The sequence below is a fragment of the Xanthomonas chitinilytica genome, from assembly GCF_026107455.2.
Taxonomy (GTDB): domain Bacteria; phylum Pseudomonadota; class Gammaproteobacteria; order Xanthomonadales; family Xanthomonadaceae; genus Stenotrophomonas; species Stenotrophomonas chitinilytica.
Genome location: NZ_JAPCHY010000008.1, coordinates 200,615 through 213,205 on the forward strand (window position 1 = coordinate 200,615; position 12,591 = coordinate 213,205).

Genomic DNA, 12,591 nt, shown 5'->3' on the forward strand with positions numbered 1-12,591 from the left:
AATGGCGATGTGCTGGCGATATTGCCATATCGCCCTGGCAGGGGCGTGGAGAGAATGGAGGCATTGCGGCCGCGGCCGCCGATCCACGAGGAGCCTTCCATGACCCGGACCACCCTGCTCACCACCACCGATATCGCCCGCATCGTCGCGATCCATGGCCTGCCGGCCGTGCTGTCGCGGATGGTGGACTACCTCGAGGACGACTACCGCCGCTGGCAGGCGTTCGAGAAGACTCCGCGGCTGGCATCGCACTCGCCGGTGGGCGTGATCGAGCTGATGCCGATCTGCGACGACCGCGAATACAGCTTCAAGTACGTCAATGGCCACCCGGGCAATCCCGCCAGGGGACTGTCCACCGTGGTCGCCTTCGGCGTGCTGGCCGACGTGTCCACCGGCTATCCGGCGCTGGTCAGCGAGTTGACGCTGACCACGGCGATCCGCACCGCCGCCACCTCGGTGATGGCCGCGCGCCTGCTGGCGCGGCCCGATTCCGCGACGATGGCGCTGATCGGCAACGGTGCGCAGAGCGAATTCCAGGCCATCGCCTTCCATCACCTGATGGGCATCGCCGAAGTTCGGCTGTTCGACGTCGATGCGGCCGCCACCGACAAGCTGGTCGCCAACCTGGCGGCGTCGGCGCCGGGCCTGCGGGTGGTGCGCAGCGCCGATGCCGCCGAGGCGGCCCGGGGCGCGGACATCGTCACCACGGTCACCGCCGACAAGACCAATGCCACCATCCTCACCGCCGACATGCTCGCCCCGGGCATGCACCTCAACGCGGTGGGCGGCGACTGCCCGGGCAAGACCGAGCTGGAGGCCGCCGTGCTGGAGCGGGCCAGCGTGTTCGTCGAGTTCGAGCCGCAGAGCCGGATCGAGGGCGAACTGCAGCAGATGCCCGCCGAATTCCAGGTATGCGAGCTGTGGCGGGTGCTGGCGGGCGAGGTGGCCGGTCGTCGCGATGCCGGCGAAGTGACGCTGTTCGATTCGGTCGGGTTCGCACTGGAGGACTACGCCTCGCTGCGACTGATGCGCGACTACGCCCGCGAACTGGGCCTGGGCCGCGACGCCGGGCTGATCCCGGACATGGCCGACCCGAAGAACCTGTTCGGCTACATGGCCGCGATGGCGGCGCCGGCGGACAGCAAGGCGGCCTGAGCGGATCGGTGGGGAGCGGGCAGCGTATCGCCTGCTCCCTGCAATCGCGTGCCCGTGGTTTCCTGCCCGGAACGGAAGCACGGAGGGAGCAGGTATCGTTCCGCACGGGATGCCAGGGGACGGGGTTGCCCGCAAGGTGGCCGGTCTTTTCCCTCGAGCGGCGCACGTGGCCGGCCCGGCATCGATGCGGCGCTGGTCGCGCCGCAGGTTCCGCTGATGGTGGGCCGCTGCGGCAGCCCATGCCGCTGCGGGCTTGCCGGCCGCCCGGGAAGGCCACAACCCCGGCGCGCTGCATATGATCGCGCGACGGCCCGCCATGTGCGGACGGTGCGGGTAGCACGGCAACGGCCGTCCCGGGGGCGGAGTGCCGGTTTTTCACTGGAGACACCATGATCACACGTGATGCGGATGGGTTCCTCGCGGCGGCGCGGCAGTGCGCGGCGGATTTCGGGCCGGCCACGGCCCGGGCGGCGTTCCTGGTCTCGCCGGAAGGCTTCGCGCATGCCACGCAGTCGGCGGCGGACAACCGCTACATGGCCGCACCGGAGGACTTCGACCGCAACACTGCGCTGCGCCAGCATCGCGGGCTGCAGGCGGCCCTGTCCGAAGACGTGCCGGTGGTCTGTTTCCCCGGCCATGCGGAAATGCCCGACGGGGTGTTTCCCAACAACGTGTTCGCCACCGCGGCGCGGCGGCTGGTGGTGGGGCGCATGCGCCACCCGGTGCGCCAGCGCGAAGCCGCCCGCGGCGACATCCGCGCATTCTTCGCCGACGTGCTGGGCTACGGAACGATCGACCTGTCCACGCAGCGGCATCCCTGCGAGCTCACCGGCGCGCTGGTGATCGACCGCGCGCGCGGGCTGGGCTTCTGCGGGTTGTCCGAGCGCTGCGACGAGGCCGGCGCGGCATTGATGCACGAGGCACTGGGCCTGCGCGCGACCTGGATGTTCGACCTGGCCGAAGGCGAATACCACACCAATGTGCTGCTGGCAGTGCTGGCCGGCCGCGCGGCGCTGTTCTGCGCGGATGGATTCGCCGAACCGGTGCAGGCCGGGCGGGTACTCGATGCGCTGTACGGCCCGCACCTGGTCCGGCTGTCGGCCGCCGAGCAGGCCGCGTTCGCCGGCAATGCCATCGCGCTGTCCGAGCGCAATGTGTGGATGAGCCGGCGTGCGGCCGATGCGTTGTCCGGGGACAACCGCCGCATGCTGGCGGCGGCGGGATTCGCCGTGCGCGGGGTGGAACTGGACGCCATCGAAGCGGCCGGCGGCTCGCTGCGCTGCTGCGTGGCCGAGATCTACTGAGCCGTCGCATCGCGCCGCCCTGCCGGGCGCCGGCGCAGCGGGGAAATGCCATGAGCGGCGGGCAGGACCATTGCCGATGCCCCCGCGCAGGCGGGAAGCGCTCTCCAACAGTCCGCAGGCGGGTCACCCCGCGTCGAACGTTGCGGCCCGGCCGGACCCTGCAGCGTCGTCCCGGCGCAGGTGGAAAAGCTTCGCGACGGCACGAGTGCAGGTCATGGCCTGGCCTTCCTGGATGAACGCCGCTGGTGATTGGCCATGACCAGCGATCCGGTTGTTGAAGGACATTCCGGTTGTCGAAAGCGCTTCCCATCGGTGCGGAAGGGCGATGGGCTTTTGTTGGCGGCCCCGCGCCTGGAACACGCGCCTCCGCCCCGGGCTTGCCGGTGGGTCGCCGCGGCGCCGGGCGCAGCGTGCGGCCAATCATGAAGACGGTCGGGGACCGCCTCCCGGATCGGCGTCTGCTCCAATGTGCCCGTCCGGTAGGGCCGGCGACATCAGAACGGCGCCGCCGAATGCAGCGACAGCGGCTTTCCTTCCAGCGGATGGTTGAAGCACAGATGGCTGGCATGGAGGCACACCCGCGGTGCCGGTCCGGCGCCGTAGAACGCATCGCCGACGATGGGGTGGCCGATGCTGGCCAGGTGCACGCGCAGCTGGTGGCTGCGCCCGGTCACCGGCTCCAGCGCCAGCCGCGATCGATTGCGCGAAGCATCGCGCGCCAGCACCTTCCAGCGGGTCAGCGCCGGCTTGCCCCGTTCCATGTCCACCATCTGCCGCGGGCGGTTGGGCCAGTCGCAGATCAGCGGCAATGCGATCTCGCCCTCGTCGTCGGCGACCAGTCCCTGCACCAGCGCGTCGTAGCGCTTCGTCACCTGCCGGCGCTCGAACAGCGAGGACAGCGCCGCCTGCATCGGCTTGCCGCGCGCGAACAGCATCAGGCCGGAAGTGACCTGGTCGAGCCGGTGCACGGTCAGCGCGTCGGGGTGCATCGCCTGCAGGCGCGCTGCCACGCAGTCCTGGTTCCCGGGCGCGCGTCCGGGAACCGAAAGCAGGCCCGCGGGCTTTTCGACGACGAGCAGGTACGGGTCGGCATGGTGAAGGGTGAGATCGGTATCCACGCGGGGCCCGCGGCTGCTTTCATGGTTCGGGAAGGGCAATAGGGTAGCGTCGGGGCGGCCGACATGGCGGGAACAGCACGTGGCTGGCGGCCATCGGGACATGCCGATTCGACGGTTTCCGCACGGCCGATCCGCCGTGCATGCCGCGTGATGACCGGTAAGGGTCAAGAATTCCCTTTCCCACCCGATAGTTGTATAGATGGACGACGGCCCGCCCGACCAGGCGGCCGGGATGACGCGCGATATCGACCTCTCCGGGCCAGAGCGCCTGGCGGGGCACGGATCTTCCGTTGGTCCATCGTCGCCGCCGAGGAGCAGGGGCCATGGCAGTACCGGAGTCGACGCGAGCGCAGCAGGACGGTGGCACCGGGCCGGGCGCGGCGCGTACGCCCCTGCTCGCGTCCTCGGCCTGGGCACTGGCGGCGCTGCTGGCCGGGTTGCTGCTCACCGCGGAGATGGCGCGTCGCGAATGGCTGCAGGAGCGATTGCATGCCGACTCCCTGCAGCGCTCGCTGGCCGACGCCGCGCAGGAACGCATGCGCGACTCGCTGGAAGGCGCCGCGCTGGCGCTGCGTTCGATGCAGACCGTGTTCCTTTCCAGCGACCGCATGGACCAGCAGGCCTTCGTCCAGTACCAGCAGAACCTGCGTTCGCAGGAACTGGTGCAGGGCTATGTGCTTACCGGCTTCGCACGCCGGCAAGCGGATCCGGCCGCGCCCGCGCAGGCCAGCTATCGCTACGAATTCATCGCCCCGCTGCAGGGCAACGAAGTCCTGCTCGGGTTCGACATCAACCAGCAGCCGGAGAACCTGAAGGCGCTGCAGCGCGCCCGTGATGCCGATGTGCCGACCGCCTCGGCGCCGTTTCCGCTGCTGCAGTTCGAGGAGGCGGGTGGCGCCACCGCGCTCGGCATCACCGTGCGCCTGCCGGTGTACTCGCGTGGTCTCAGGCCAACGAGCGTGGAGGAGCGCCGGGCCCGCGAACTGGGGGCGCTGGCGGTCAGCCTGCGGCTGGAACCGATGGTGCGGGAGGCCCTGCAGGGCCGGATCCTGGAGCACATGCACGTGGACATCCGCGACCTGGATGCGGCCCCGGGGCAGGAGCAGGTGTTCGCGTCCGGGACGGCGACCGCGGCGGGGGTTCCGCTGCAGGTCCGGCAGCTGGACTTCGGCGGCCGCCGCTGGGAATTGCGCCTGTGGCCGCGCGTGGAGATCGCCGAGTGGGGGCAGTTGCGCTTGATCGTCATCGCCGGCAGCACGATCAGCGTGCTTCTGGCCCTGTTCCTGTGGTCGCAGATCACCACCCATCGCCGCGCGGTGGAGCTGGGGCGGCGCATGAGCGCGCGCTTCGGCGAGAGCGAGGCCCGCTTCCGGGTGCTCAACGAACTGCTGCCGGCGCTGGTGCTGCTGGCCGACGGCCGCGATGGCCGCATCACCTACGCCAACCAGGCCGCACGCCAGCAACTGGGCGGCGTGGTCGACAGCGCGCTGGTGTCGCTGTTCGCCGACCGGCAACAGGGCGAACAGGCGATCGCGGCCACTACCACCCACGGCGGCTGGAGCAGCCAGGAAACGGTGATCGTGTCCGGTACCGGCGCCGGGTTCTGGGCCAACGCCTCGCTCGCCGGGGTCGAGGTGGACGCGGCGCCGCACCTGCTGATGGTCGCCACCGACACCAGCGCCCAGCGCGAGATGACCGAGCGGCTGCGCTACCAGGCCGCCCATGACGAACTCACCGGGCTGCGCAACCGCCGCGAGTTCGAGCGGTTGCTGCGCCTGGCGCTGGCCGAGCGCGCCGGCAACCCCGCCGCCGCCCCGTTCGCGCTGCTGTACATCGACCTGGACCAGTTCAAGCTCATCAACGACCTTTCCGGGCACATGGCCGGCGACCAGTTGCTGGTGCAGCTGGTGCATGCGGTGCGCCAGCACCTGCGCGACGGCGACCTGCTGGCGCGGCTCGGCGGCGACGAGTTCGGGCTGCTGGCGTTCGACGTGGATCCGGAGCAGGCCGCCGCGCTGGCCGAGCAGATGCGCTGCTGCATCGAAAGCGTGGCCTTCCTCTGGCAGGACCGCACCTACACCGCGAGCGCCAGCATCGGCCTGGTGATGGTCGATCGCGACGGCTGCACGCTCAAGGACCTGCTGGCGTGGGCCGACAGCGCCTGCTACCAGGCGAAGGAGAATGGCCGCAACCGGGTGTGGGTGTATCGCGAGGACGACGACACCACGCGCCGCATGGGCGAAATGGAATGGACCAACCGCCTGCGCTGGGCGCTGGAGCAGGACCGCCTGCTGCTGGATTACCAGGAAGTCGTGGCGCTGGACCCGGCGCAGTGCAAGGCGAAGCACATCGAACTGCTGCTGCGCATGCGCGACGAGGAGGGCGGCGTGGTGTTGCCCGGCGCGTTCCTGACCGCCGCCGAACGCTACGGGCTGATGCCGGCGGTGGACCGCTGGGTGATCCGCGCGGCGCTGGCCAACTTCGCCCGGCTGCATCCCAGCGGCGCGCAGCTGGGCACCTGCGCCATCAACCTGTCGGGGGCCAGCATCGAGGACGAGGGGCTGGCCGATTTCATCCTCGCCGCGATCGACGAGTACGCCGTGCCCGCGCAGCAGCTGTGCCTGGAGATCACCGAGACGGTGGCGGTGCGCGACCTGCTGCGCGTGGTGCGGGTGATCGAGCGCCTGCGTGCGGTCGGCTGCAGGATCGCGCTGGACGATTTCGGCGCCGGCATGTCCTCGTTCGGCTATCTGAAGAACCTGCCGGTGGACGTCATCAAGATCGATGGCAGCTTCGTCCGCGACCTGGGCCGCGATCCGATGAGCCGGATCATCGTCGATGCGGTGACCCGGATCGGCCACCAGCGCGGACTGAAGGTGGTAGCCGAGTGGGTCGACGACGAGAACAGCCTGGCGGTGCTGCGCGATCTGGGGGTGGACTATGCCCAGGGTTTCGCCCTGCATCGTCCCGAGCGGGTGCTGTTCCAGCGCGAGGACCACGGACGCATCCCGCGCCGCGCCTAGCCGGTGCGGGCACCCGCGTTGCCGTGCGGGTGTCGCTTCCGTTTCCGCGAACGACGTTGCTGCCGCGCTTCGCGGCGGCGCTCGACCGTCGCGCCGCATGCTCCGGGGGAGGATTGAATGCGGCGTGCCGCTGCCGTCGGGAACAACCGTATGGCAACTGCAGGAGCGACCTGAGCCGCGACGGGGCATTGCCGGGAAAGCCCCGTCGCGACTCAGGTCGCTCCTACATGCATTCGCGCGAGCCGTTTTCCGCGGCGAGCAGCTGTTTCTCGCGTTCGGCCAGAACGGCGCAGGTGTCGTCCGCGTTTGCCGGGTTGTCGCAACCGGCGCGGATCCGTTCGAGCTGCAGGCGCAGGCGGCGGTCGTTCTCCCACCTGCAGCGCTCGCGGCCGGCTTCGCCGCGCTGCCGTGGCGGCACCGCCGTCCAGCCGCGGTTCCACCAGGGCGAGAAGCTGCCGGCGGTCTGGACAGTCGCCGCCTTCACGCGTCCTTCCAGCCCGGGGAAGAGCTGCAGCATCGCCGCCGCCATCAGCGCCGGGTCGGTGCGGCGCGGCAGCGCGGTGTCGCAGTCCATGCGCGCCGGATCGAAGCCGGGTGGATGCAGGCGGACGGTGGCGTACATGCGGAACGGATCGTCCGGCAGCTCCTGGACGGTGCGCCCGTCCTTGCCGGGCACCGGCGCCATGCCGGTCACGCGATAGACGCTGTCCCGCAGTGGCGGTGCTTCGGCCAGCGTCAACGTGCCGAGCGGCTTGCCGCCGCCGCCGAGCTGGCCGGCGAGGAACAACAGCGGGAATGCGCTGGTGGAGAAGATGCCGCGCATCTGCAGGTGGCATTGCGGTACCCGGTTGCGTGATCCGGGCGTCGCCAGGCCCCCGGCTTGTCCGCTCAATTCGACGGTATGCGGAAGCAGTTCCAGCGGGATCTGCTGCGGGCCGACCTGCAGCGTGGCCGTAACCCGTTCGGGCACGTCCGACATGCGCGGGAACCGGGCCACCGCCTGCAGGCCGGTTTCGAGGACGGCGAGCCGGTCGCCGGCGATGATGCCGCCGGCGGCGATCTGCATCTGGCCGTCGTGGAACCGGTAATGGCTGGGGACTTCCGCGCGCAGGGTGTAATCGCCGCTGCGGCTGCGCACGCGATAGCGGATCTGCCGCGAGGCGATCTGCAGGGTAGGCGTCAGCACCCGCACTAGCGCCGCGCGGTCGGCGGGGCTGTCCTGTCGCAGCTCGAGTGCGATGCGGGTGGAGGGATAGCCCCGCAGCTTGTCCAGGTGATGGTGCAGTTCCGCCTTGTCGGGGAAGCTCACGATCACGGCGGAGAAACCCGCGATCGCCGCCGCCAGCACCACCCAGTTCCAGTGCGGCGGCAGCAGCGCAGGAGCATCGGTTGCCGGTACCCGCCGCGGTGGTCGCGCTGGCCGAACCCGTGTGCGGACGTCGGCGCTGTCCTGTGCCCGCACCGGGCGCAGCAACCGCTGCAGGTACATCAGCAGGCGGCCGAGCAGGGCGGCCGACAGCGCCGCGGCCAGCGGTAGCGCCACGATGGCCAGCATCAACAGGAACGGGTGCAGCAGACTCATCCGGCGGCCACGGGAACGGAGAGGGCGGCCATCATGCCCCAGCCGCAGTTTGCGGTGCTTGTCCGGATGCGCCGGTGTGCCGTCTGCGCGGGACGAGTGCCAAGGGAGATGCGTGGACCGCGCTCGAGGGAACATCGCAGCCAATGCCGCCGACGCGGGCGCCGGCAAAGGAAGCGAGCGCGTTCAATGCGGAAAACATGCGGGACCCGGATCGCCGATGCGTTCGGCTTCGGCACGGCGCCGATGCCGGCGACGGGGCCATGCCCGCCATGTCGGCAACGGCATTGGCGGGCCAGCCGCTGCCTCTGCCCTGGCTCCCGCGGCCCTGGCCGGGAAAAGACCAGGGTGCTGGATGACCAGCCTGCGGATCGTGGAAGAACGCTTCCCGCCACGACCCGCCACTCGACTGTTGAAGAACTCTTCGGCAGAAGCCCCCGACTGTCGGAAGGCGCTGAGCGGGGATGACGGGTCCTGCCGGGCATCCCTACTTTTCCCGGGCGACGTCCATGATCAGCTGGGCGGCCAGGTACAGCCGGCGCGGGATCGCATCGACGAGCACGTACTCGTCGTCGTTGGTGTGGTAGCCGTAGCCCGGCAGGCCCAGTGCCTCGATCACCGGCTTGCCCGAGCGCGCGGCGAAGGCGGCATCCGTTCCGCCGCCGATGATCGGCGCCACCGCCAGCTCGTGGCCGAGGCTGCCGTAGATGGCGACGGCCCTGGCGATCAGGGCCTTGCTGGCGTCGTCGGCGGTGAAGGCCGGGCGGCCGGGGTCGGTCGCGATCTCGATGCGGGTGCCTTCGATGCCCGGTTCGGCCGCGCGCTGCGCGACATCCGCCACCAGCGCCTCGAACGAGGCGTTGGTCGGGTAGCGCACGTCCGCTTCCAGCGTGGCGCTGTCCGGGACGATGTTGCGCACCGCGCCGGCGCGGGCCACGGTCCAGTTGAAACGCAGCTTGCCGGGGCCCTGGTCCAGGTCGGTGGTGCGCTGGACGAAATCGGCGGCGGCCACCAGCGCATTGGCGCCGAGTTCCGGGGCGACGCCGGCGTGCGCCGACTTCCCGCTGACGGTGGCCACCACCGAGCCGATGCCGGAGGTGCCGTAGGTCAGGCCTTCGGGGCGGATGCCGGTCGGCTCGAACGAGAAGATGGCATCGCTCTCGCCGGCCAGCTTCTCGATCAGCGCGCTGGAGCCGGCCGAGCCCTGCTCCTCGTCGGTGTTGAACAGCACCGTGAGGGTGCCGAAATCGCCGAATCCACGATCCTGCAGCAGCTTGATCGCATGCAGGATGACGGCGATGCCCGACTTCGCGTCGGCGATGCCGGGGCCGTAGGCGCGGTTGCCGTCGACCCGGAACGGCGCCAGCGCCAGGCTGCCGCGGGTGTACACGGTGTCCATGTGCGCCATCAACAGCAGGTTGCTGCCGCCATCGCCGCGCAGGCGGCCGACGATGTTCTCGCCCACGCTGGCGCCGCCCACGCGCGCGCCGGTGGTCGGGTGGCGGGTGACGGAGAAGCCGAGCGCCTGCAGCTGCTTTTCCAGCAGGTCGCTCATCTCGGCCATGCCGACCGCATCGTCGGTACCGGTCTCGGTGTCGACCAGGCGCTCGAGCGTGGCCAGCGTGGCCGGGGCTTCCGCAGTGGCCGCGGCGAGCAGCGCGTCGTCGCGCACGACGGCGGTTTGCGCCCAGGCGGGCGCGATGCAGCAGGCGAGCAGGATGGCGATGGATTTCGGGAACATTGCATGGATCTCCTATCGGGATGTCCCGGTGCGATGGTCTCAGTTCGGCCGCACCGGCGCCAGCCGAGCCACCGGCATGGCCGGCGTGGAGCCGCGCACGCTCTACAATGCCGGGTTCGCACAAGGGGAATGGATGGAATGTCGATGCGTCTGGAAGGGAGAATCCTGCTGACCTGCCTGCTGGCGGCCGCGTGTGCTGCGGCGCCCGCCAGGGAACCGGACCTGGAGCGGTTGTTCGAGCAGGGCAAGCACGACCGGTTCTTCGCGCAGGCGCACGAGCGCGCCCTGCAGGACGATGCCGACGCGCTGTTCCTGCTGGGCAAGGCCTATCACCTCGGCCGCGGCGTCGAGGCGGACGAGGCCACGGCGCGGCTCCACTATCAGCGCGCGCGCTCGCTGGGATCGGCGCGGGCAAGCCACAACCTGGGGATGATGGCACTGGAGGCCGGCGAGATCGGCAAGGCCATCGATCTGCTCGAGGAAGCGCTGGGCCGCGGCCTGAAGACGCCCACCCTGTACAACCTGGGACGGGCCCATACGCCTCCGGAGGCGTTGTCGCGCTTCGGCCTGCCGGCCTACATCGACGGTGCACGGACCGCGGCGTCGTACTACGTACGCGCCTGCGAGGAAGCTCCCGGCGAGGATTGCCGCGAGGACGCGGCCCGGCAGTACGTGCGTGCCTACCTGATGGCGCTGGGCGGCGGCCTGGAGCAGGAGGAAATGGCGGACCTGCGCGAACAGGCTTTGGTATGGCTGCGCAAGGGCATGGATGCGGGCAGTGGGGTTTCCTGGACCAACTACGGCGCGCTGCTGCTGAACGACCGCGACTACGCCGGTGCCTGGGAGGCCTTCCAGCAGGGTGCGCAGCGGCAGCAGGGCGTGGCGCACTTCCACCTGGGCGAGATGGCGGGCCAGGGCCTTGGCAGGGAGGCGCGCGACCGCAAGCTGGCGCTGTCGCACTACCAGCAGGCGGCGGAGCTGGGCGTGGAACCGGCCCGGCGCAAGGCGTTCGACCTGCTGCTGGAGCAACTGGAATCGGAGGACGACCCGGCCGCACTCGAGCACGGCATCGAGCGGTTGCGGGCGTTGCAACCGGAGCCTGCATACGGGGAGTGGAAGCTGGGCCGGATCGCCGACCGCGTGCGATGGGGGCGGTTCCTGGCCGGAACCCGGCAGGCATTGCCGGCGCTGCCGCCGCAGGCCGGCGCCACGCTGTTGCTGGACGCCTGCGGCCTGGGCCTGAGCCAGTCGCACGGTGCCGCCTACAACATCGGCGAAGGCTCGCGGTGGCGTCTGGGAGCGTTCACCCGGCCGGGCAGGATCGAGCGGTTGTCGATCCGCGGCGAGGTCGACGACCGCGGTTGCGCGCGTTTCGAGATGCCGGTGGACGACGAGCTGTACGCATTGCTGCAGCAGCGGGCGCTGCTGGTGCTGAGTTTCCCCAACTACGACCTGCCGCTGTCGCTGTCCCGCCGCGGCAGCACCCTGGCACTGGCGTTGCAGCCGGTCGGCACGCCGCTGCCGGCCCCTTGACGCCGGGCACCGGCGCCTCGCGCAGCGCAGGCGACGGGCATGCCCCGGACAGGCCCGCTGCGCGGGGACGCCGCCGGCTTCACAAAAGCCATATGGCCGTGGCCCGACCATCGCGGGCAGGGCGCCGCTGAGGGCGCGCAAGCGGAGGAGAACGGCATGAATCCGATCATCGGCGCCGGGCGCAGGCGCTGGATGGCGTGGCTGTCGGGGCTGGCCATCGCCGGCGCGGCGGCCATGGCGTCCGCGCACCATGGCTGGGACTGGGCCGAGCAGGCGCAGAGCACGCTGGAAGGCACGGTCGAGTCGGTCTCGATGGCGCCGCCGCATCCGCGGCTGCAGGTGAAGGCCGACGACGGCAGTGCGTGGCAGATCGACCTGGGCAATCCCTCGCAGACCGAACGCTCGGGCTTCCGTGCCGACAGCGCGCGGCCGGGCGATCGCATCGTCGTGCTGGGCAACCGCAACAAGGATGCCGGCAAGCAGCACATGAAGGCGGTGCGCATCACCCTGGACGGCCGCCACTACGACCTGTATCCCGAGCGCCTGAAGACGCCGTGACCGCGGCGGTGGCCGACTGGCTGCAGGCCTGGCCCGGCGCACGCTGGCTGCAGGGCTCGGGCACCGCCTGGCTGTTCGTCAATGCCGCGCACCTGCTGGGCATCGCCCTGCTGCTGGGCAGCATGCTGCCGCTGGACCTGCGGCTGGCCATGGCCAGGGCGCCCGCGCAGCTGGCGGTGCTGGCGCCGGCGGCGATCCGGGTGGCGGCGCTGGGCCTGGCGCTGGCCATCGCCACCGGCCTGTGGCTGTTCAGCGTGCAGCCGCAGGCTTACCTGGGCAATGCGGCGTTCCGCTGGAAGCTGCTGCTGCTCGGGCTGGCGCTGGCCAACGTGGCGGCCCAGCACCGGCTGCTGCGCAACGCCAGGGGCTGGAATGCGCTCCCGGTTCCGGTGCCGGCCGGGGTACGCGCGCTGGCCGCGGTATCGGCACTGCTGTGGCTGGCCACGCTGGTGGCGGGCCGCTGGATCGGCTTCCTCTGAGTCCGGCACACCGGAGGCGATGGCGATCCGGCGCACGGCCGGACTCCGGTGCCGCCACAGCGGGCAGCCGCGCGATGCGCCGGTGGATGCGATGGTCGCCG

General features: G+C 70.8%; 10 protein-coding genes. 6 read left to right on the forward strand and 4 right to left on the reverse strand.

Annotated elements, in window-relative coordinates; genetic code table 11:
- Window positions 1-99 precede the first annotated feature (99 nt).
- Window positions 100-1,155, forward strand: a complete 1,056-nt coding sequence (gene ocd, locus OK345_RS10905) for an ornithine cyclodeaminase (protein ID WP_265128000.1) — start codon at window positions 100-102, stop codon at window positions 1,153-1,155.
- Window positions 1,156-1,544: 389 nt separating this feature from the next.
- A complete protein-coding gene (locus OK345_RS10910; protein WP_265128001.1) occupies window positions 1,545-2,459 on the forward strand; it encodes an arginine deiminase-related protein in 915 nt (304 codons plus the stop codon).
- Window positions 2,460-2,582: 123 nt separating this feature from the next.
- Here OK345_RS10910 and OK345_RS10915 read toward each other — a convergent pair whose 3' ends face one another.
- Window positions 2,583-2,744, reverse strand: a complete 162-nt coding sequence (locus OK345_RS10915) for a hypothetical protein (RefSeq protein WP_265128002.1) — start codon at window positions 2,742-2,744, stop codon at window positions 2,583-2,585.
- 209 nt (window positions 2,745-2,953) lie between these two features.
- A complete protein-coding gene (locus OK345_RS10920; RefSeq protein ID WP_265128003.1) occupies window positions 2,954-3,577 on the reverse strand; it encodes an RluA family pseudouridine synthase in 624 nt (207 codons plus the stop codon).
- A gap of 323 nt (window positions 3,578-3,900) precedes the next feature.
- On the opposite strand from OK345_RS10920, the gene OK345_RS10925 reads away from it, so the two are divergent.
- Window positions 3,901-6,600 (forward strand): bifunctional diguanylate cyclase/phosphodiesterase, encoded by a 2,700-nt coding sequence (locus tag OK345_RS10925; protein WP_265128004.1) that lies wholly within the window; start codon window positions 3,901-3,903, stop codon window positions 6,598-6,600.
- A gap of 223 nt (window positions 6,601-6,823) precedes the next feature.
- Here the strand turns inward: OK345_RS10925 and OK345_RS10930 are convergent, their stop codons facing one another.
- Entirely contained in the window at window positions 6,824-8,182 is a 1,359-nt protein-coding gene (locus OK345_RS10930) for a hypothetical protein (RefSeq protein ID WP_265128005.1), read from the reverse strand.
- A 484-nt stretch (window positions 8,183-8,666) separates the two neighbouring features.
- Complete coding sequence (locus OK345_RS10935) at window positions 8,667-9,920, reverse strand: glutamate carboxypeptidase (protein WP_265128006.1); 1,254 nt, start codon at window positions 9,918-9,920, stop codon at window positions 8,667-8,669.
- 138 nt (window positions 9,921-10,058) lie between these two features.
- Here OK345_RS10935 and OK345_RS10940 point away from each other — a divergent pair, with 138 nt between their 5' ends.
- From OK345_RS10940 to OK345_RS10950, 3 genes are all read left to right on the forward strand, one after another.
- Complete coding sequence (locus OK345_RS10940; RefSeq protein ID WP_265128007.1) at window positions 10,059-11,453, forward strand: tetratricopeptide repeat protein; 1,395 nt, start codon at window positions 10,059-10,061, stop codon at window positions 11,451-11,453.
- Between the two features lie 156 nt (window positions 11,454-11,609).
- On the forward strand, window positions 11,610-12,011 hold the full coding sequence (locus tag OK345_RS10945) for a DUF6152 family protein (RefSeq protein WP_265128008.1): 402 nt from the start codon (window positions 11,610-11,612) through the stop codon (window positions 12,009-12,011).
- Window positions 12,008-12,490: a DUF6644 family protein gene (locus OK345_RS10950; protein ID WP_265128009.1), complete on the forward strand. Its 483-nt coding sequence runs from the start codon at window positions 12,008-12,010 to the stop codon at window positions 12,488-12,490. Before OK345_RS10945 ends, OK345_RS10950 begins: the two co-directional genes overlap by 4 nt.
- The last annotated feature ends 101 nt before the right edge of the window (window positions 12,491-12,591 follow it).

Bases quoted from the DNA above. Each gene is read 5' to 3' on its own strand.
- ocd (WP_265128000.1), top strand. From the start codon at position 100: ATGACCCGGACCACCCTGCTCACCACCACCGATATCGCCCGCATCGTC.
- OK345_RS10910 (WP_265128001.1), top strand. From the start codon at position 1,545: ATGATCACACGTGATGCGGATGGGTTCCTCGCGGCGGCGCGGCAGTGC.
- OK345_RS10915 (WP_265128002.1), bottom strand. From the start codon at position 2,744: ATGTCCTTCAACAACCGGATCGCTGGTCATGGCCAATCACCAGCGGCG.
- OK345_RS10925 (WP_265128004.1), top strand. From the start codon at position 3,901: ATGGCAGTACCGGAGTCGACGCGAGCGCAGCAGGACGGTGGCACCGGG.
- OK345_RS10930 (WP_265128005.1), bottom strand. From the start codon at position 8,182: ATGAGTCTGCTGCACCCGTTCCTGTTGATGCTGGCCATCGTGGCGCTA.
- OK345_RS10935 (WP_265128006.1), bottom strand. From the start codon at position 9,920: ATGTTCCCGAAATCCATCGCCATCCTGCTCGCCTGCTGCATCGCGCCC.
- OK345_RS10940 (WP_265128007.1), top strand. From the start codon at position 10,059: ATGTCGATGCGTCTGGAAGGGAGAATCCTGCTGACCTGCCTGCTGGCG.
- OK345_RS10945 (WP_265128008.1), top strand. From the start codon at position 11,610: ATGAATCCGATCATCGGCGCCGGGCGCAGGCGCTGGATGGCGTGGCTG.